Genomic DNA, 19,145 nt, shown 5'->3' on the forward strand with positions numbered 1-19,145 from the left:
GGGCGACGCCGCCCGTAACCCGCCACAGGATCTTCCAGATCAAGGATTTTTCGCGATGCGTGCTTCCCTTTTGGCCCTTCTGCTCTCCGCCTCGCTGGCACCGGCCGCGGCGGCGCAGACCACCATCGTCAATGTCGAGGAGCGGCCCAATCCGTGGATCGTCGGCAGCTGCGAGATCGGCCCCAATGCGCAATGCCCCAATGCCGATCTCAGCTTTGCCGATCTGCATGGCGCCGATCTGCGCGGCGCCAATCTGACCGGCGCCAAGCTGGTGCGGGCCGATCTGCGCTATGCCAACCTCAATGGCGCGGATCTGACCGACGCCGATCTGGACGGCGCGCGCATGACCACCACCTTCATCAACGCCGCCAGCCTGCATCGCGCCAGTCTGAAAGGGGCAGACCTCAGCTTTTCGCGCGGCTCCCATGCCAATTTCGACGAGGCCGATCTGACCGCCGCCACGCTGGAAAAGGCCGAGCTGAAATCGGCCAGCTTCCAGCGCGCCAAGCTGGTCTTCACCGAGCTTCAGGAAACCAAATTCTACGAGGTCAATTTCACCGGCGCTGTGATGCAGAACGCCCATACGCGCTTCGCCATCTTTCAGGACGCCTGGATGGATGGCTGCACCGGCTGCCCCAAGAACTGGCAAACCGGCGAAACCGTCTGGGATGCCGAGGCCAAGGAACGCGAACGTGGCCGCGAGGCGACCGCTTCTCACCCTTAACAGAGGCCATCACCATGTTTTACCGTGCCAAGGGCCTTGTGCTTCTCGCCTCTTTCGCCGTGGCGACCGGTGCTGTTGCCTCCCATCTGGGCGCGCAGGAGGATATTCCCGCTCAGCCGGTCGACACATCGGCGCTGCCCGATCTGGGGCCGGATCAGGAGCGCTGGCTCACCCGCAATCCCTATCGCGCCGATCCCGCCACCTATGCCAAGGCGCAGCAAGTGGGGCAGGAAGCCTTTGCGAAGAACTGCTCGCGTTGCCACGGGCCCAATGCGGTGAGCGCCGGGATCTTCCCCGATCTGCGCTATCTCGACCCCAGGGAGGCAGGCGATGTGTGGTTTATCAGCCGCTTCCATCACGGGCTCAAGCGCGACGGCAAGGTGCTGATGCCGCCGTTGGGCGAGGCGCTGGGGCAGAAAACCGGCTGGGCGATCCGCTCATGGCTGGATGCGCGGCATGAGAAATAAAGCATCATGCGAAAAACCGGTTTTCGCGAAAGACGACGCGACAACCAACAAAGCGCAGGCCTTTGGGTCAGTAGGATCGCCGCAAGCCCTGTGTTAGCCATAGCCATCCAGCAGCAGGAGCATCATCCGTGATCAAGGTCAGCGTGTTCTATCCCGCCGATGGCGGCGAAAAATTCGACCATGCCTATTACCGCGAAAAGCATTTGCCGATGATTCAGCAGCGCCTCGGCGCGGCCTGTCTGGGCTATGAGATCGACAAGGGGTTGGCCGGAGGCGCCCCCGGCAGCCCCCCGCCCTTCGTGGCGATGTGCCATATCTTCAGCGACTCGCTGGAGAGCTTTCAGGCGGCTTTCGCCCCCCATGCCGCAGAGATCATGGGCGACGTGGCCCATTACACCGACATCACCCCCATCCTTCAGTTCAATGAGGTGATCGAGCGCTAAACGCCTCCGCAATCCGCAATCCGCAATCCGCAATCCGCAAAAGCCCGCCTGCCTCTTCAACCAGAGGCAAGCGGGCTTTTTTGCGCCTACCACTCGGGTGCGGGCTGAGATGGCAGCAGATTGGGTGCCCTGAAGCGCTTGGCCTCGGTGAGGATGCGACAGCTACGCTCATCCTCGCGATCGGCGCAGGCCACCTCGACGCCATCGGGATAGAGCGCCGGATTCTCGCACTCCGCATGATAGCGCAAAGGGGCGGATTTCGCTTCCGCAGGCAGCAAGGTCAAAGCCGTTACCCGGCAGTCCGACCTGTCGCTAAGCAGGCGGCGGATCTGATAGTCCTGCACGCTGGCCTGTGCCTGCTGCGGCACCCCGCTTAGCAGGCAGAGGGCCAGGATCGGAATGGCTCGCATGCTGCAAACGCCCTTCGGCCAAAAGCGAAAAAGGGCGCCGAAACCCCGCGCCCTTTCCCAGATTTCACAAGAGGCTGCCCGGCCTGACTGCGGGAGATGATGAAAAGCAGTCAGTCCGGGCAGACAAGCGTGGGAGTGACCAAACTCCCACGCCGAAACACTCAGCTGGCAGGCGTCTCCGGCAGTTCGAACACCCAGAAGGAACCGCCCTGGCTGACGGTGCGCGTCAGATCCGCCATATCGCCGCCCCACAGCGGCACAGCGCCGCCATAGCCGGAGGACAGGCCGATGTACTGGTGCCCATCCATTTCCCAGGTGATCGGCACCGAGACCACGCCCGAACCGGTCTGGAATTTCCAGAGTTCCTCGCCCGTCTTGGCGTTGAACACCTTCACATAGCCGTCGCTGGTGCCCTGAACCACGATGTTGCCCTTGGTGGTCAGATTGCCACCCCACAAAGGCAGCGGCTCCTTGGCTTCCCACGCCACCTTGCCGGTAACCGGGTCCATCGCGCGCAGCACGCCGACGTGATCGGTGGAGGTGCGCTTGATGCGGAAGCCCTGCCCCAGATAGGCCGCGCCCTTGTTGTAGGCGACATGCTCGGTCCAGTAATCTTCCTTCCAGTCGTTGGACGGGATGTAGAAGAGGTTGGTATTGGGATTGTAGGACATCGGCATCCAGTTGGTGCCGCCCAGGAAGTTGGGCGTCACCTGCACCACCTTGCCGCGATCCTGACCGGGTTCGGGCGGCAGCGGGCGGGCGCTGGGGGTGGATTCATGCGGGCGGCCGGTCTTCACATCCCAGCCGGTGGCCCAGCTGATGTCGGGCACGAAGGGATAGATGCCAATGGCGCCGCCCACCTGCTTGGAGATGCGCCCGTCGCGCTTGGTCATCGTGTCGAGATCGGTGATGAAGAAGAAGCCGTTGCGGTCGGCATGGGCGCCGGCGCGGATGGTCTTGCCGTCTTTCTTCAGGTCGAAGAGCACGATGGGGTTGTTGCCCGAAAAGTCCCATGCATCGTTGGGCGTGTGCTGGAAGAAGCCCACCGGCTCGCCCGTCGAGGGATCGATGTACATCTGGCCCGAGGTGTAGAGGCTGTCGCCCGGCGAACGCATGTTGGTGTTCCACGGCGCGGGGTTGCCGGTGCCGATGACGATTGTGTTGGTCTTCTCGTCATAGGTGGCCGACTGCCATGGGGCGCCACCGCCATGGCTCCACGCCTCGACTTTCTTGCCGTCCTTGTCGTTGGGCCATGAGGGCGCCTTGGGGTTGCCGGTGAAGCTGGAGGGCTTGCCGTTCAAACGCCCCTGATGGCCTTCGACCATCGGGCGCATCCAGATTTCCTCGCCCGTGTCGGGATCGCGGGCATAGAGTTCGCCCACCGCGCCGAATTCATCGCCCGAGGAGCCGTGGATCAGCATCACCTTGCCGGTCTTCTGATCCTTCACGATCGTCGGCGCGCCGGTCATGGTGTAGCCCGCCGTGTGATCCTGGAACTTCTTGCGCCAGATCAGCTTGCCGGTCTTGCGGTCCAGCGCGATGATCGCGGCGTCCAGCGTGCCCATGAAGATCTTGTCGCCATAGATGGCGGCGCCACGGTTGACCACGTCGCAGCAGGGGCGAATGTCGTCGGGCAGGCGGTAGGAATAGGACCAGATCTTCTTGCCGGTGCGCGCATCCAGCGCGAAGATGCGGCTGTAAGAGGCGGTGACATAGATCACCCCGTCATAGATCAGCGCCTGCCCTTCCTGACCGCGCTGGCGCTCGTCACCGAAGGAGAAGCTCCATTTGGGCTTGAGCAGCTTGGCGGTGGAGGTGTTGATCTGGTCCAGCGTGGAATAGCGCTGGGCGCGCACGCCCGCGCCATACATCAGCACATTGTCGGTGCTGGTTTCATCGTGGAGAATGTCGTCCCAGGTGACGCCCGGCTTGTCGAACTCATGGGGAGCGGCAGGCGGCTGCGCCATACCGGCCTGCGCCATGCCAAAAGCCACTGTCGCCATCAGGCCGCGATAGAATATGCCCTGCCTTTTCATCCTGTCCCCTCCGTAAAGCCCTTTGTCCGGGGCCGTTTGATGGGATCATTCTAGGCAGGGCTTTGTGAGGAAATCTTGGGATCGGTCTGAGAGCCGTCTCAGAATGCCTCATACCTTGGGCCGGGGATCGTGGCCTGCACGGCAAGGCGATAACCGACCCCGCGCATGGTCACGATCCGGGGCGCATGCTCGAATGTGGCGAGCAGCTGGCGCAGATAGCCGATGTAGACATCGACCGTGTTTTGCGTGACATCGCTCTTGTCGCCCCACACGCGGTCGAGGATCTGATCGCGCGAGACAGCGCTGCCGCCGCTTTGTGCAAGACACAGCAGCAGGTCGAATTCGCGCTTGGAGGTTTCCACCGGCACGGCATCGATGGAGAGCAGCCGCGCCCCGGCATCGATCCGCATGGCACCAAGGGTCAGCACCTCGCCGCGCTCACGGTCGGCGCGGCGGGTGATGGCCTTGAGGCGCACCAGCAGTTCCTCGAAGGCGAAGGGCTTGGGCAGGTAATCATCCGCGCCGGCACCAAAGCCGTCGATCTTGTCCTGCAGGCTGGCCCGCGCGGTGAGCATCAGCACCGGGGTTTCGATGCCCGCCCGCCGCAAGGTCTGGCAGACGCTCAGCCCATCCATATCGGGCAGGCCAAGATCGAGGATCGCCGCGCCGAAGGTGCCGCTCATCAGCGCCTCGCGCGTGCCTGCGCCGGTCTTGCGCCAGTTGACGCCATAACCCTCCGCCGTCAGGCCGCGCGCCAGCACGCGGCCGATGCCGGGATCGTCCTCCACCAGCAGAATGTTCATGCCATGCTCCCCCCAAAAGCCGATGATTGTTGCAAAGGCAGGGCGATGGTCATGCACAGCCCCCCGCCCGCGCGATTGCTGGCGGCGATCCGCCCGCGATGATGATCGACCACCCAGCGCGCCACCGAAAGGCCCAGCCCCGATCCGCCGCGCGCCCGCCCTTCGGGCTCCTGATGGAAGCGGTCGAACAGGCGGGTGAGCGCGGCTTCGGGCACGCCGGGGCCGGAATCGCCGATGGTCAGCACGGCCTCATCGGCAGAGCGTTTCAGCCCCACGCTGACCGCCGCATCGGGCGAGAATTTGATGGCATTGTCCAGCAGGGCCAGCAGCGCCTGCTGCATCCAGCCGGCATCGCCATGGACCGGCAGGGGATCGCCGGGAATGGTTGATTCCAGCCGGGCCTCGCTGGCACGGGCGAAGGGTTCCGCCATGGCGAGGCCGGCGCGCACCGCATCCCCCAGATCGAAGGGCTTGTCCGCCATCACCAGCCTGCCGTCTTCGGCCTGAGAGATGGTCAGCAGATCGTTCAACCGCCGCCTTGCAAAGCTGCCCTGCACCAGCACCTGCTCCAGCGCCTGACGCAGCATCGCCACATCGGGCCGAGGCATGCGCAGGGCGACTTCCGCCTCGCATTGCAGGGCGGTGATGGGGGTGCGCAGTTCATGGCTGATCTGGGCGAAGAACAGACGGCGGTTGGCCTCGATTTCGGCAAGCTGGCTGTTGCGCGTTTGAAGCTCGGCGGTGCGCAGGGCGACATCGCCCTCCAGCCTTGCGTTCACCTGATGCAAGGCCGCGCGCTGAGCGGTGATTTCCCGTGTCATCCGGTCGAAACCAAGGGCCAGCGTCTCGAATTCGGCGAACCCCATCCCGCCGAGGTCAGCGCTATCCCCGCGCGCCACCGCTGCCATCGCCGCCTCAAAACGCCGCAACGGATGCTTGAGCCTGCCCAGCAACAGCATAAGCCCGATCACCCCCGCGATCCCTCCCGCCAGAGGCAGGCCGATAGCCATGCTGCGCACAATGCCTCGCTCACGATCGAAGCTGGCCAGGGCTGCGGCCACCTCATCACGCTCCTGCGCGACGGTGGCGCGGACCAGATGCTGAAAGCGGTCCAGATCCCGGGCAAGGGCTTGGGGCTCGATGCTGCGGTCGGCATCACGGCGAATGTCCGCGAACAAGGCGCCCAGCTGTCGCACCGTGGCCAGCTCGCTGTCCGCATCATCCTTCTCGCCAGCTTCTGCCAGAAACCGATGCTCCGCCCGGATCGAGGCGGCATACTGCGCCAACAGCGCTTCGATCCCGGCCCTGTCATCTGCGCGCTCCTGCGCCGCACGGGGCGCCGTCGCCAGCGCCGCCCGGGCGACATAGGCGTTGACCTCGGCCTCAAGCCGGGTGGCGATGGCCAGCTGCTCCTGCGAATAGCCCGAGCGCGTCAGCACATGATGCGCGCGGCTCAGCCCAAGGCCCGCCGCCAGCGCGACAGCCACCACCACCGCCAGAGCCACCACCCCGGCGAGGATCAGCGTATGGCGGATCGATGGGCTTATCCGCCGCATCGCCCGCGCCTTGTGGCAGCTTTGCCCATGGGTCATCTCTCCGAACGCCATGCTGCCTTGGCGCGCGCCTCACCGCAATCGACCCAAAGTACAATGCAGACCGATTTGCGCTGCCGATAGTCTGCCCGCCCTTGCCCCACCTTTGCCTTGCGCTTCCAGGAACCGCCCGTGAACCAGCCTCTCCGCCTTGGACTGCAAGCCGCCATCATGCTGGCTTTACCGGTGGCGGCCCATGCCCAGAGCGATCCCCTGACGGATCTCACCCAATGCCGCGCCGTGGCCGAGGACAAGGCCCGCCTGAGCTGCTTCGACAAGGCCGCCGCCCATATCACGCCGCCGCGCTGGGCCGGGCGCCTCTCCTTCTCCACCGAGCCTTTCGAGATCGACCGGCCCACCCTGATCCGCTTCGAAAGCGAGGGGGTGATTTTCGTGATGGCGCTGAAAGATGCGCAGGGCGAGATCGTCCAGAACCTGCATCACGCCGGCAAGGGGGAAGGCCGCTATCTGATCGCTCACCCCGGCACTTACAGCCTGCAGATCAATGGCGCGGAAGGCTGGCGCATCTGGCTGGAGCCCCAGCCATAAGATCCGATGGCAGCTCCCTTGCGCAAGGGAGCTGCCATGTTGCGGCTCAGAAGCCTTTGCGCAGTGCCACCATCACGCTGCGCGGCTCGCCATAGATGCCGAAATAGCTGTTGGGCACGCGGGCGTAATAGGTCTTGTCGAGCAGATTGTTCACCGAGACCGTCATCGACCATTGCCGGTTCAGCCGATACCCCACCTGCGCATCCACCACCGCATAGGCGCCCTGCACCGGCCCGCCGCGCGTGGTGGAACTCATCGCCCGCACGCCGCCGCCGATCTGGAAACCGCGCTTCTCGATGGGCCCGAAGCGATAGGTGCTCCACAGCTTGAAGGTGTGTTTGGGTTCCTCTGCGTCATAGAGCAATCCCTGATAGGTGCTGTCGTCGAGGAATTTGGTGTCCAGATAGGTGTAGCCCGCAAAGAGGCTCCACCCCGGCAGCGGTTCGCCATTGATCTCGGCTTCCGCGCCCCTGCTGCGCACCTTGCCCGCCGCGATGTAATAGTTGGGATGCGCCGCATCGGCATAGGCCCGGTTGCGGTCGGTGATGTTGAACAAGGCCGCGGAGGCGGTCAGCGCGCCATTGAGGAAGCTGCCCTTGGTGCCGATCTCGAACTGCTCGCCGGTGCGGGGTTTCAGCGTGCCGCCGCCATAGACCAGATTGGCCTGCGGCACGAAGATGCTGGCATAGCTGCCATAGACGCTGATCTGCCGCGTGGCGTCATAGATCAGTCCCGCGGTGGGCGTCACATGGCCGGTGCTGCGCCCATTGGCGTAGAAATCGCCGAAACCATTGGCCCCGTCGCGCTCCTTCGAGCGGTAATCGGTGACGCGCACGCCCGCCACCAAAGTCAACGGATCGGCAAGGCTGAAGCGACCCTGCGCATAGGCGCCGAACTGCTCGGTGCGAATGTCCGATCCGCCGGTGAAGGCCGCATCCACTTCGGGCAAGGTGATGTTGTAGACATTGGCGATGTCCACCTCCTGCGAGCCCCAGAAGCTCACATTGTCCTGCCAGGCGTAATTCACCCCGAACAGCAGCTTATGGGTGCGCCCCAGCAGTTCCACCGGCCCGCTGACACTGGCATCCGATCCGAACCATTTGTTGAGCACATACTGGTTCTGCAACGCATAGGTGGCGCTGTTGTCCAGATTGACTGGCCCGGCGATATAGCCATAGGGCCCGGTCAATTGCTGCTGGCGATAATCGAGGCTGGCCTTCGCCTTCCAGCCGTTGCCCAGATCCTGATCCACCGAGGCATAGGCATCGCGCGTATGGGTGATGCTGCGCGACCATGTGGTGCCGAAAAAGGCCGAGCGCGGGGCGTTCAGCACCTGCCCGTTGGTGTAGGTCGACTGCCCGTAATCGAGCGGCGCCTGCCGCGAATTCTGCCAGCTGCCGGAGACGGTCAGCGTGGTGCCTGGCGTCACATCGGCCTCGACGATGCCATAGAGCATGGCATGCTTTTCATGCTCCTTGTCGGTGAAATAGCCGCGCGTCTCGCCCGAGGCGACGAAACGCGCCCGCACCGCCCCATTCTTGTCGAGCGGGCCCGTCACATCCAGATCGCCATGAAAATTGGCCCAGCTGCCCGCCATCAGATCGCCCGACCAGCCGAAGGTGTCATGCGGGCGCTTGCGCACCAGATTGATGGTGCCCGAAGGCTGCCCGCTGCCCTGAAGCAGGCCGGAGGGGCCGCGCAGCAGCTCGATCCGGTCATACATGCCAAGATCGAACTGGGTCTGGTACTGCACGGCGCTGTTGGCGGGGATGCCATCATACTGCACCTCCGCCGCATAGCCGCGCACCTGATAATAGGCCGAACCATCGCCATAGGGGATGGCGGTGACACCCGTGGTCTGGCGCAGGGCCTGTTCCAGCGTGATCATGTTCTGATAGTCCATCCGCTGGCGGGTGACGATGCTGACCGACTGGGGGATCTCGCGCAGATCCTGCGCCTGCTTGCCCGCCACCGTGGCGGCGCGGGCAGCATAGCTGTGGCTGCGATCCGTGGCAGCGCGATCGGTGCGCGGGGTGTCGGTGTTGGCGAGGGTTGTGTCCTGCTCGCTGCCCTGCACCTGCACCGGGCCGAGTTGCACCGCCTGCCCTGATTGCTGGGGCGCCGGCTCCAGCGTCACGGTGCGATCAGGCAGCAGACGGAAGGTCAGCCCGGTTCCCGCCAGCAGGCGCGAAAGCGCATCCACCGGCGCCAGCCGACCGCTCACCCCCGGCGAGGCCCTGCCCCGCACCAGATCGCCATGCACCGAAACCTGCATGCCCGATTGCTGCCCGAACAGGGTCAGCGCATCGGCCAGCGGCTGGGGCGGAATGGCGAAGCCCGCAGCTTGCGCTTGTGTCGCCGCCTGCGCCAGGGCCGGTTGGGCCAGAGCGGCAGGCGCCAAAGCCGCCGTCCAGAGCAGAGCCGTCATGCGCTGCTGCCTCCCGGTTCCGATGAACTGTACCATGGCCGTCACGTCCTCCATTGTCGTTGCGATACTTTGCAAACGCTTCGCAAAAGCATCATTCCAGCAACTAACGCTGGGAGGTTTGGCGATTTTCAGAAAAATTTTGGCGACGGGGCAATTTTCCGGATCAATCCCCGGCAATCACCAGCACCCAGGGGGTGATCTGATAGAAGCGGGCGTGCTGCCCCTCGGCCACGGCGCGCAAGGCACCAACCGGATCGGCGGCGCGATAGACGCCGGTCAAAGGCTGTTGCGGCAGGCTCGCCCCGCGCAACATCACAAAGCCATGGAAATAGGGCCTGATCGCATCGACGACATCACTCACCGGCTGATCCCGCGCGATGATCTGGCCATCCTGCCAAGCGCCGATCTGGGTGGCCGGGCGCTGCCCCTGAGCCAGCCCGCCATCATCGCCCAGATGCAGCCAGCCGCCTGCCCGCACCGCGCTGCTGCCATGGACGTGGTTGGCCTGCACCTCACCCTCGCGTACTTCCAGCGCCGTGCCATGGGCCGTCAGCCGCAGATCGAAGGCGGTGCCGACGTCCATGGCCTCCATGCCCTTGGCCGAAACGCGGAAGGGGTGGCGCGCATCATGCACCACCTCGAAAAACGCCTCCCCCTTGAGCAGACGAATATGGCGCTCGCCCGAGGCTTCATCGATGGCAATCGCGCTTTCCGGCGCCAGCCGCACCCGGCTGCCGTCGCGCAGCGCCACCAAACGCTGCTCGGCGGTGGTGGTGGAGACGCTGGAGCGCCAGAGCAGCATGGCCTGAGGCGCAAATGCCAGCATCAGGCAGGCCGCCAAAGCGCCCGCCGCGCCCCATCGCCATGATGGCAAATGGCGGCGCGGCGCGGGCCTGCTTTCCGCCCAATTCGCCCATTGCTCGGCATGGGCGGGCGCCATCAGACCCATCAGCGCATGGGTGCGCAGCATCTCCTGCCAGTCCTGACGATGGGCCGGGTCCTGCTCCAGCCAGAGGGTCAGGGCGGCGCGCAGATCCGCGTCATCGGGCGCTTCCTGCAGCGCGATCAGCCATGCGCTGGCGCGGCGCGGTGTCCGGGCTTTATCCATGCCGCGCCTCCTGTGCTGCGCCTTCCATGGAACAGACGTTCGCGGCAGGCGGCATTTTCAGAAAAGCATCGGACACGATGATCAACGGCGACATAGCCGCTCCCGGCAATGCTCCAGCCCGTCGACCACCAGCGCATGGGCGAGCCCGACCGAAATGCCCAGATGCGCGGCGATATCCTTCAACTTCACCTCGCCAAAGCGGTGCATTTCCAGCGCGATGCGCGTGCGTTCGGGCAGCTCTTCCATCGCCGCGCGCATCACCCGCAGATCATCGCGCGCCTCGGCGGTGGCATCGGGGGCGGGGCTGTCATCCGCCGCTTCGGCCACGGGATGATCGGCCTGAGGCACCAGATAGCGCTCTTCCCGGCTCAGGCGTCGGGTGACATCGATCGCCAGATTGCGCACGATGCGGTAAAGATAGCCGACCGGCTCCTCGGGCACCGCCTGAGCCCCCGGCGTCGTCTGAGACTTGGGAAGGGCGCTGAAGCGCAGCCAGGCATCCTGCACCACATCCTCGGCATGGGCGGAATCGCGCAGAATACCATGGGCATAGCGCACCAGCCCCCCGCGATGGGAGAGGAAGAGTTCCAGCGCTTTGCCCTTATGCGTCACGCGCCGTTGATGCCCTGAATCATCCGTGATGGCTGCGGCACAATTGCGAACCGCTCTCAAATTCTCCTAGCGGCAAGCCGGGCCGCTATCAACCGCCATACCTCAGGGCCCGGACAAGATGATCGGCGAAGGCGCGCACGCGGGGGATCATATCGGCGCGGGTGGGGAAGGTCAGATTGAGGCGGCTCGCCCGCAGCGCGATCTGAGGCAGCACCCGCGCCAGCGCGCCCTGAGCGATCAGCGGCTCCACCATGCCCGCAGGCAGCAGGGCCACACCGAACCCCTGCACCGCCAGCGAGCGGGCCATCAGCAGATGATCGACCTCGATCGCGGGTTCGGGCAGATGGCCCTCACCCAGCACATGGCGCTCCAGATAGAGGCGCAATCCGGCATCGGGGGCGATAAAGTCGCGCAGGGTCGGCAGGCTTTGCGGACAGCCCTGGCGTAGCAGCCAGTCCGGGCTGGCGCAGAACATCCAGCCGATCTCCAGCACGGGGCGCTCCACGGCATCGGGCGGCGAGCCATCGCTGACGCGCAGGGCGATATCGATGTTCTCGCGCACCAGATCGAGTCGCTGAGGCGTGTGGAGAAGCTGGAAACGCAGCTGAGGATGGCTGCGGCTGAAGCTGGTGATCGCCCCGGCCAGAGGATCGGTGGGGAAATCGGCGGGCACGGTCATGCGGATGGTGCCGCGCAGGGCGCCTTTGTCCTGCTGGATATGCTGCAGTGCGTGGGTGAGTTGCTCCAGCGGCATCTGCGTCAGGCTGTGAAGCTGGCGCCCCTCATCCGTCAGCACCAGCACCCGGGTCGAACGCTTGAACAGCCGCAGCGCCAGCGCCTCTTCCAGCGACTGGATGTGCAGGCTGACCGTGGAGCGCGGCACGCCCATGCGCCGCGCCGCAGCGCTGAAGCTGCCTGCGGCCACCACCTGAGCAAAGCTATGAAGCAGATCGAGTTTCACCATTGTCCATTCATATGGCCAATCCTGCCAGCAATGAAGGGATAATGCGGCAGATGCGCTGCGCCTAGGCTGGCCCCGTCACCAAGGAGACAGACCCATGACTGAAACGACCTTCGGCATACTCACCCCCAGCGCGACGGCGGTCTTTTCCGGCATCCGCGCCGACGTGCTGCTAGGCGGCGAACAAGCCCCGATGACCGCCATGCACATGACGGTCCAGCCGGGACAGGGCGCGCCACAACATATCTCGCATGAGGAGGACAAGCTGTTCCAGATCCTCACCGGGCAGCTGCTTTTCGTCATCGACGAGCAGCGGATCGAGGCGACCGCCGGAGACACCATCTTCGTGCCACGCGGCGCGGTGCATGGTTTTTCCGCGCAGCATCAGGAGGCGCACATGCTGCTGGCCTCCACCCCTGCGCGGCATGACCGCTTTTTCCTCGCCATGGATGCTCTGCCTCTGCCGCATGAGATGGCGGATGTGGCGGCAGTCTGCCAGCGCTTCGCCCAGAGCATCGTCGGGCCGGTGATCACCGCTTGATGGCTGGCGGGGCGGCGTTCAGATCGCCGTTCCGCCCCATGCCGCCAGCCAATGGGTCTGGCGGCTTTTCAGCGCACGGTCGCGCCCGAATTCCAGATCCTCTTCCTTCATGCGCTCCACCACCTCGAAGGTGAAGGCCTCTGCGCCATGGCTGTTCCATGCCTCCTGAAGCGAGCGATGCGGGTTGCCGCCCTGCCGCAAGGTGAACCACAGGCGGTTCTGGATCGTGCCCAGATCGGGCGCCCTGCCGATCCATAATTTGCCCGATGCGGTGCAGCGCAGGGCATAGATTCCCGCCTCCACCTTGCGTTCCTTATAGGCGGCCAGCGCCTCGCGTCTGTCTTGTGCTTTCATGGCGGCATCCTTTGGAATGGTGACGGCCCCATATATTACCCGGGTATATTGACTCGCAAGAGGCAATATTTTAACCCGGCATCATGGACCAGCCGACAGACCATCCGCTCGCCACGCGCTGCACCGCTTTTATGGGCGCCCGGAAACTGGCCTCGGGTGATCTGGCCGATGTGGCGCTTTGCGTGAACGCGCAGATCGCCAGTGCGACCGCCCCCATCCTGATCTTCGACGATGCGACCGGCTCCCAGATCGATATCGACCTGCGCGGCAGCACGGCGCAGATCATCTCGCGCCTCGCCGTTTGGCAGGGCCCTCAGCCCGAGGCTCGCAAGCGCGGCCGCCCCCGGCTGGGCGTGGTGGCGCGCGAGGTCACGCTGCTGCCCCGCCACTGGGACTGGCTGGCGCTGCAACCGGGCGGTGCCTCTCAGGCGTTGCGCCGCCTTGTCGATCAGGCCCGCAAGGCCGATGAGGGGCGCACGGAAACCCGCCTCGCCCGCGAACGCGCCTATCGTTTCATGTCGGCGCTCGCCGGGGACTATCCCGGTTTCGAGGCCGCCAGCCGCGCCCTGTTCGCCGACGATCTGGTCGCTCTGGCGCAGGAGACCGCCGCATGGCCGCAAGACCTGCGCGAGCATCTGCTCACGCTCGCCCGCCCAATGGCTCAGGACTGACCCCATGCCGATTGCACGCGTGCAAGACCTCGCGCTGGCCTATGACAGTTTTGGCGATTCCGATGCCCCGGCCTTGCTGCTGATCGCCGGGCTGGGCACACAGATGATCCGCTGGACGGAGCCCTTCTGCAACACCCTTGCCGCTTGCGGCCTGCATGTGATCCGCTTCGACAATCGCGATTCCGGCCTCTCCACCCATAGTGATGCGCCTGCGCCGGATGTCGCTGCGATGATGGCAGGGCGCCCGATCTCCCTGCCCTACCGGCTGACCGATATGGCTCAGGATGCCATCGGCCTGCTCGATGCTCTGGGGATCGCGCAGGCGCATGTCGTGGGCCGCTCGATGGGCGGGATGATCGCGCAGATCATAGCCAGCCTGTGGCCGCAGCGTGTGCTGTCGCTCACCTCGATCATGGCCAGTTCGGGCAATCCGGCCCTGCCGCCACCTGCACCCGAAGTGATGGCCATGCTGATGGGCCCCTCGCCCGATCCGCGCCAGGATGAAGCCGGTTTTCTGGCCCATCGGCTGGCTTTCGCACGAAAGATCGCATCCCCAACCCTGCCCTTCGATGAAACCGGGCATCGCGCGCTGGCTCTGGCCGAATTGCACCGGGGCTGGCAGCCCGGCGCCACCACCCGCCAGATGGCCGCCATCGCCATGGACGGCGACCGCCGCCCCCGGCTGGCCGCCATCACAGCCCCCGCTCTGGTCATCCATGGCAGCGCCGACCCGCTGTTCCCCCTGCCGCATGGGCAGGATACAGCCGGCGCTATCCCGCACGCCCGTTTCATGCCGCTTGAGGGCATGGGTCATGATCTGCCACCTCCCTTTCACGCCGCCGTGATCGAGGCCATCACGCAAACCTGCCGCCAAACCCGTTGACGCGCGCGCCTGCTTTTCCCAACATCCCGCCATGCTGGACGTCTCTCAACCCCGCTCGTGCCATGTCGTCAGCCAGTCGCTGCGGCTGCATTATCTCGAATGGGGTGATCCGCAGGCGCCGGTGCTGATCCTGCAGCATGGCGGCCTCGACCACGCCCATGCGATGGACTGGATCGCGCGAGAGTTCGCCCCGCACTGGCGCGTCATCGCGCCTGATCTGCGGGGCCATGGCGACAGCGCATGGTCGCCCGATGCCGATTACACGCTGGCCGCCATGTTGCTCGATTTCGCCAATCTGGTCGAGGCGCTCGGGCAGGACCGCGTGACGATCTGCGCCCATTCGCTGGGCGCCATGGTCACCACGCGCTATGCCGGGCTCTATCCCGAAAAGGTGGCGCGCCTTGTCAACATTGAAGGGCTGGCCCCGCCCCCGGGCGGTCGCGGCACGCAGCGCGCGATCCAGCCCTTCGCCGCCCGCGTGCGCAACTGGATCGAGCTGCACCAGCAGGCCACGCAGCGCTCCCCCCGCCGCTATCCCAGCGAGGAGGCCGCCTTCTCACGCATGCGTGACAAGAACCCCTATCTCACCGACGATCAGGTGAGGCACCTCACGCACCACGCCCTGCGCCGGAACGGGGATGACACCTTCAGCTGGAAATTCGACCCGCGCCTCAACATCTGGCCGCTGCTCGATTTCCCCGAGGCCGAGGTGATCGCCATGTGGGAGGCCATCACCTGCCCCGTGCTGTTTTTCCACGGCAGCAACACCTTTATGCCCAACCCCGGCAAGGATGGCCGCATCAACCATTTCCGCGACGCCCGGCTGATCGAATATGCGCAGGCCAGCCATTGGCTGCACCATGACCGGCTCTCGACTTTTATCGAGGATCTGAAGGCGTTTTTGGAGGAGAAGCAGGGACGTTAACCTCCGGCGGGCAAGGCGGCGCTGATCCTGCTGTCGCTCAGGACTGGCGCAGATCGCCGCCATGAAAGCGCCCGAAATGGCGCGCGGTGAACAGGCCGATCGCCAGACCGCCCAACCCGCAGACCAGTGCATCGAGCGGCTGGCGCAGATCGAAATCGCCCACATGGCACAGCAGTCCATAGGCCATCGCCAGATTGGCAAAGCCCCACAGCACATTCACCGTTGCCGAGGACAGGCCTTCCCCCGGTGGACTGGCGAAGGGCGACTGAAACGCCCGCCCCATCAGGCCCGACATCAGATGCGGCATGGCATTGGTCAAAGTCGCGCCGCCGAAAAACCATGCGAGCGCTTGCAGAATATGCATTCCGGCATCCTTTCCCGTTAGCGCTTGGGGTGCCCGTCAAGCCCGGCTGGCAGGCGCCCGGCCACCAGCCAGATCAACCCATGGATCAGCGCCAGAGCGGCAAAAGCCCAGCCATAGGCATTCATTCCGGCGTGAAAGGCACTGTGTCCCTCCACCTCCAGCCGCCAGGCCAGCAGCGTGGCGCAGAGTGTCGTCATCGTCGGCCCGCCGATGCGCTGGACGATGTTGATCGAGGTGGTGGCCATGGCCAGTTCGCGCTTGTCGATGGCGGTGTAGGCCGCAGACATCGTCGGCAGGCCAACCGAGCCCTGCCCCATGCCGCGCAAAAACAGCGCGGGCAGCAGCAGGCGGAGATCCAGCCCATGCCCATGCCCCCACTGCCACGCCAGCCACACGAAGGCCAGCGTCGACACCGTGGCCAGCGCCGTGCCGCTGCGCACCAGGCGGCGCGTGCCAAGGCGCCGGGTCAGCGTGCTCATCGCCAGACTGCTGACCATCATGCCAAGGCCCAGCGGGGCGAGCATCCAGCCCATTTCGGTGGGCGCCCGCCCGCAGGCATCGACCAGAAACACCGGCACCAGCATCTGCCCGGCAAACAGCGCGCCATTGGAAAGAAACTGCGTGATGGCACAGGCGCGAAACACCATGCCCTTGAACAATTTCAGATCGACCAGCGCTGCGTCGGCCTTGTCCCGCGCATGCCACAGGAACAGGCCGATCAGGGCCATGGCGGCCACCACCTCCAGCCGCCCGATGGCGCCGGCGATGCTCTGCGTGCCCAGCAGCAACAGCACCAGCGCGGGCGAGAGCAGCGCCAGCCCGCCCCAGTCGAGCCCGCGCGGACGCAGATCCTGCCGGTCCTCGGGCAGCAGCGTGAAGGCGAGCACCAGCGCCAGCAGGCCCACCGGCACATTCACCAGAAACAGCCAGCGCCATGTGGCATATTGCAGGATCACCCCGGCCAGCATCGGCCCGGCGATGGGCGCGAAGAGAACCGGCAGCGACATATAGCCGACAACCCGGCTCATATTCTTGCCCGCCGCGCGCGCCACCAGCATCTGCGCCATGGGCGCCATCAGCCCGCCGCTGATCCCCTGAAAGGCGCGGAACGCAATCAGCGACCCCGCCGACCACGCCAGCCCGCACAGCGCCGAAGAGATCGTGAAGCCCGTCAGGCAGACCAGAAACAGCCGCTTGGCGCCGATCCTTTCGAGCAGCCAGCCATTGAGCGGCAGCACCAGCGTGAGTGCCAGCAGATAAGCGCTGGTCACCCACTGGATGGTCGAGAGCGAGCTGTGCAATTCCGCCGCCAGCCCGGACAGCGAGACATTGACGATGGTCGCATCCACCTGCGAGAGCAGCGGACCGAACAGTGCCACAAAGCAGATCCTGTAGACGGAAGGATCGAGCTTCTCTGGCGCCTGCTTGTCAGGCATGTCGCGGGCGGCGGATGCCATGGGCTTAAGCCTGCGTGTCGACGGGCGCGTCGAGCAGCGCGATGATTTCAGCCACCGTACCGCTTTCGCCCAGACGCGGGAAGATACGCGCCAGACTGTTCTCATGGGCCTCAAGGCTCATGTCGGTCATGGCGTCGGTGGCCAGCGTGACGTTGAAGCCCAGCTCATGGGCAAAGCGCGCGGTGGATTCCACGCCAGCCGTGGTCGCCACGCCGCAGACCACCACCTGAGTCACGCCATGCGCGCGCAGTTCCGCTTCCAGAGCGGTGTTGGTGAAGGCGCCCCAGGTCTGCTTGGTGATGAGGATATCCTGCGGCTGCCGGTCCAGCTCGGGCACCAGATCGGCGAAATCGGGCGGGAAGACGAAACCGCTCATGCTGTGTTCGGCGCGGCCCGGGGCAAGGCCCGTCACATTGACCAGCACCACCGGCAGATCGCGCTGGCGGAAGGCCTGAAGCAGAGTGGCAGCCTTGGCGACGACATCCTCCACGGGATGCGCGCAGGGGAAGGCGACGATGCCCTTCTGCAGATCGATGACGATCAGGGCGGTCTTGGGATCGAGGGTGGTCACGGTCATGGGGGGGCTCCGTGGTTGGGGGGTCAGTCTTCGCCGAGGCGACGGATCAGGGGGATGGCATCATGGAGAAGCTGGATTTCGGCAGGGTCCAGCCGCTGCATGGCCGCCGTCAGCCAGGCGCGCTTGGCGGCCTGCTGGCGATGACGCGCGGCAAGGCCGGCCTCGGTCAGGGCGACCAGCATCTGGCGCCCGTCGGTGGGGTGCGCCTCACGCCGCACCAGTTCCCGGCGTTCGAGCTGAAGCACCAGCGTGCCCATGGATTGGGGCGTCATCGCCTCGGCACGGGCCAGGGCGGCGGTGGTCAGGGAGCCCTCGCGCTCCAGCCGGGCCATCACGCTGACTTCGGACAGGTTGAGATCACTGGCCCGCACCTCCGAGCGCAGGCGGCGGATCAGCCCGCCCACCGCAACGGTCAGCTCAGCCACAACGGAATCGAAAGAGGGAGACTCATGGTCTGACATGCGAGCCTGTTAGCCTTTGGAAGATTATCTTGCAAGATTAACTTGCAAGATAACCTTCCAATTATATCCGGACTGCCCCTGACACCCGCGCCACACTTTCACAGAACTGACATGCTGCACGCCTACCGGAACGCGACTCCTTCTCTTCGCGAGTGTCCGTGCCCGTCATCCGCCCCATCGACCGCTGGTTCATCGAGGAGGTGCTTCCCTGTGAAGCCCGCCTGCTGGCCACTGCCCGGCGCCTGTGCCGCGATCCCGAGGATGCCCGCGATCTGGTGCAGGATGTGCTGGCCCGCATGCTCACCATCGAGGGATGGAGCGCCATCGCCTCGCCTCAGGCCTATATGCTGCGCATCCTGCGCAACACGGCCATCGAGCGGATGCGCCGCGCCCGTATCGTCGATTTTCGCCAGCTGAGCGAAACCGATCACCTCGATCTGGCCGATGATGCGCCCGACCAGCAGCGCATCGCCGAAGACCGTGAGGCGCTCGCCCATTTCCACCATGCGCTCGACACGCTGCCCGAACGTTGCCGCGATGTTTTCGTGCGGCGCCGTATCGAGGATCAGGCCCCGCGCGCCATCGCCGATGAGCTGGATGTCAGCCTCTCCACGCTGGAAAAACGGCTCGCCCGCGCGATCCATCTGCTGACCCGCGCCATGGCGCCCTGGAGACAGGAGGAGCGTCAGGATGACCATCATGGCGACGCGGTCTGCGATGGCAGGGATCGCGACAGCGCCTGATCGCCCGATTTATTTTTCACCCGGACACGAAAAAGG

At 65.2% G+C, this 19,145-nt stretch carries 22 protein-coding genes; 9 read left to right on the forward strand and 13 right to left on the reverse strand.

Annotated elements, in window-relative coordinates:
• The first annotated feature begins 55 nt into the window (after positions 1 to 55).
• The 3 genes from HGK27_RS21185 to HGK27_RS21195 all read left to right on the forward strand — a co-directional run bounded on the left by HGK27_RS21185 (position 56) and on the right by HGK27_RS21195 (position 1,634).
• Positions 56 to 724 carry a pentapeptide repeat-containing protein gene (locus HGK27_RS21185; protein WP_206244802.1) on the forward strand — a complete coding sequence of 223 codons (669 nt, stop codon included), beginning with the start codon at positions 56 to 58 and terminating at the stop codon, positions 722 to 724.
• A gap of 14 nt (positions 725 to 738) precedes the next feature.
• The gene (gene pedF, locus HGK27_RS21190) at positions 739 to 1,191 is read left to right on the forward strand and encodes a cytochrome c-550 PedF (protein WP_206244803.1); all 453 of its coding nucleotides are present in this window, start codon (positions 739 to 741) and stop codon (positions 1,189 to 1,191) included.
• A 128-nt stretch (positions 1,192 to 1,319) separates the two neighbouring features.
• On the forward strand, positions 1,320 to 1,634 hold the full coding sequence (locus tag HGK27_RS21195) for an EthD family reductase (protein ID WP_206244804.1): 315 nt from the start codon (positions 1,320 to 1,322) through the stop codon (positions 1,632 to 1,634).
• 86 nt (positions 1,635 to 1,720) lie between these two features.
• Here HGK27_RS21195 and HGK27_RS21200 read toward each other — a convergent pair whose 3' ends face one another.
• The 4 genes from HGK27_RS21200 to HGK27_RS21215 all read right to left on the reverse strand — a co-directional run bounded on the left by HGK27_RS21200 (position 1,721) and on the right by HGK27_RS21215 (position 6,475).
• Positions 1,721 to 2,044, reverse strand: a complete 324-nt coding sequence (locus HGK27_RS21200) for a hypothetical protein (protein WP_206244805.1) — start codon at positions 2,042 to 2,044, stop codon at positions 1,721 to 1,723.
• A gap of 161 nt (positions 2,045 to 2,205) precedes the next feature.
• Positions 2,206 to 4,026, reverse strand: coding sequence for a methanol/ethanol family PQQ-dependent dehydrogenase (locus HGK27_RS21205; RefSeq protein WP_241127835.1), 1,821 nt, complete (start codon positions 4,024 to 4,026; stop codon positions 2,206 to 2,208).
• Positions 4,027 to 4,178: 152 nt separating this feature from the next.
• On the reverse strand, positions 4,179 to 4,883 hold the full coding sequence (locus tag HGK27_RS21210) for a response regulator transcription factor (protein ID WP_206244806.1): 705 nt from the start codon (positions 4,881 to 4,883) through the stop codon (positions 4,179 to 4,181).
• Positions 4,880 to 6,475: a sensor histidine kinase gene (locus HGK27_RS21215; RefSeq protein WP_206244807.1), complete on the reverse strand. Its 1,596-nt coding sequence runs from the start codon at positions 6,473 to 6,475 to the stop codon at positions 4,880 to 4,882. Before HGK27_RS21215 ends, HGK27_RS21210 begins: the two co-directional genes overlap by 4 nt.
• 132 nt (positions 6,476 to 6,607) lie before the next feature.
• Between HGK27_RS21215 and HGK27_RS21220 the strand changes: the two genes are divergently transcribed.
• Positions 6,608 to 7,024 carry a hypothetical protein gene (locus HGK27_RS21220; protein ID WP_206244808.1) on the forward strand — a complete coding sequence of 139 codons (417 nt, stop codon included), beginning with the start codon at positions 6,608 to 6,610 and terminating at the stop codon, positions 7,022 to 7,024.
• Positions 7,025 to 7,070: 46 nt separating this feature from the next.
• Here HGK27_RS21220 and HGK27_RS21225 read toward each other — a convergent pair whose 3' ends face one another.
• The 4 genes from HGK27_RS21225 to HGK27_RS21240 all read right to left on the reverse strand — a co-directional run bounded on the left by HGK27_RS21225 (position 7,071) and on the right by HGK27_RS21240 (position 12,136).
• Positions 7,071 to 9,452 (reverse strand): TonB-dependent siderophore receptor, encoded by a 2,382-nt coding sequence (locus tag HGK27_RS21225; protein ID WP_206244809.1) that lies wholly within the window; start codon positions 9,450 to 9,452, stop codon positions 7,071 to 7,073.
• Positions 9,453 to 9,615: 163 nt separating this feature from the next.
• Complete coding sequence (locus HGK27_RS21230) at positions 9,616 to 10,560, reverse strand: FecR family protein (RefSeq protein WP_206244810.1); 945 nt, start codon at positions 10,558 to 10,560, stop codon at positions 9,616 to 9,618.
• An 81-nt stretch (positions 10,561 to 10,641) separates the two neighbouring features.
• Positions 10,642 to 11,172 (reverse strand): sigma-70 family RNA polymerase sigma factor, encoded by a 531-nt coding sequence (locus HGK27_RS21235; RefSeq protein WP_206244811.1) that lies wholly within the window; start codon positions 11,170 to 11,172, stop codon positions 10,642 to 10,644.
• Positions 11,173 to 11,260: 88 nt separating this feature from the next.
• Positions 11,261 to 12,136 carry a LysR family transcriptional regulator gene (locus tag HGK27_RS21240; RefSeq protein ID WP_206244812.1) on the reverse strand — a complete coding sequence of 292 codons (876 nt, stop codon included), beginning with the start codon at positions 12,134 to 12,136 and terminating at the stop codon, positions 11,261 to 11,263.
• Between the two features lie 94 nt (positions 12,137 to 12,230).
• On the opposite strand from HGK27_RS21240, the gene HGK27_RS21245 reads away from it, so the two are divergent.
• Positions 12,231 to 12,674: a cupin domain-containing protein gene (locus tag HGK27_RS21245; RefSeq protein WP_206244813.1), complete on the forward strand. Its 444-nt coding sequence runs from the start codon at positions 12,231 to 12,233 to the stop codon at positions 12,672 to 12,674.
• 18 nt (positions 12,675 to 12,692) lie between these two features.
• On the opposite strand, the gene HGK27_RS21250 is transcribed toward HGK27_RS21245, so the two are convergent.
• The gene (locus tag HGK27_RS21250) at positions 12,693 to 13,028 is read right to left on the reverse strand and encodes a GIY-YIG nuclease family protein (RefSeq protein WP_206244814.1); all 336 of its coding nucleotides are present in this window, start codon (positions 13,026 to 13,028) and stop codon (positions 12,693 to 12,695) included.
• An 83-nt stretch (positions 13,029 to 13,111) separates the two neighbouring features.
• Between HGK27_RS21250 and HGK27_RS21255 the strand changes: the two genes are divergently transcribed.
• The 3 genes from HGK27_RS21255 to HGK27_RS21265 are packed head-to-tail and all read left to right on the forward strand — an operon-like array spanning position 13,112 to position 15,507.
• Entirely contained in the window at positions 13,112 to 13,699 is a 588-nt protein-coding gene (locus HGK27_RS21255; RefSeq protein WP_206244815.1) for a DUF2239 family protein, read from the forward strand.
• 4 nt (positions 13,700 to 13,703) lie between these two features.
• A complete protein-coding gene (locus HGK27_RS21260; protein WP_206244816.1) occupies positions 13,704 to 14,582 on the forward strand; it encodes an alpha/beta fold hydrolase in 879 nt (292 codons plus the stop codon).
• Positions 14,583 to 14,613: 31 nt separating this feature from the next.
• On the forward strand, positions 14,614 to 15,507 hold the full coding sequence (locus HGK27_RS21265; RefSeq protein WP_206244817.1) for an alpha/beta fold hydrolase: 894 nt from the start codon (positions 14,614 to 14,616) through the stop codon (positions 15,505 to 15,507).
• A 37-nt stretch (positions 15,508 to 15,544) separates the two neighbouring features.
• Here the strand turns inward: HGK27_RS21265 and HGK27_RS21270 are convergent, their stop codons facing one another.
• From HGK27_RS21270 to HGK27_RS21285, 4 genes are read right to left on the reverse strand one after another with little or no spacing between them, the layout of a single operon-like run.
• Complete coding sequence (locus HGK27_RS21270) at positions 15,545 to 15,871, reverse strand: hypothetical protein (RefSeq protein WP_206244818.1); 327 nt, start codon at positions 15,869 to 15,871, stop codon at positions 15,545 to 15,547.
• 17 nt (positions 15,872 to 15,888) lie between these two features.
• Positions 15,889 to 17,328 carry a DHA2 family efflux MFS transporter permease subunit gene (locus HGK27_RS21275; protein ID WP_206244819.1) on the reverse strand — a complete coding sequence of 480 codons (1,440 nt, stop codon included), beginning with the start codon at positions 17,326 to 17,328 and terminating at the stop codon, positions 15,889 to 15,891.
• A 4-nt stretch (positions 17,329 to 17,332) separates the two neighbouring features.
• Positions 17,333 to 17,905, reverse strand: a complete 573-nt coding sequence (locus HGK27_RS21280; protein WP_206244820.1) for an isochorismatase family protein — start codon at positions 17,903 to 17,905, stop codon at positions 17,333 to 17,335.
• 23 nt (positions 17,906 to 17,928) lie between these two features.
• Positions 17,929 to 18,366, reverse strand: coding sequence for a MarR family winged helix-turn-helix transcriptional regulator (locus tag HGK27_RS21285; protein ID WP_206244821.1), 438 nt, complete (start codon positions 18,364 to 18,366; stop codon positions 17,929 to 17,931).
• Between the two features lie 158 nt (positions 18,367 to 18,524).
• Between HGK27_RS21285 and HGK27_RS21290 the strand changes: the two genes are divergently transcribed.
• A complete protein-coding gene (locus HGK27_RS21290) occupies positions 18,525 to 19,109 on the forward strand; it encodes an RNA polymerase sigma factor (RefSeq protein ID WP_206244822.1) in 585 nt (194 codons plus the stop codon).
• Positions 19,110 to 19,145 lie beyond the last annotated feature (36 nt).

The organism is Novosphingobium terrae, from assembly GCF_017163935.1.
GTDB lineage: Bacteria > Pseudomonadota > Alphaproteobacteria > Sphingomonadales > Sphingomonadaceae > Novosphingobium > Novosphingobium terrae.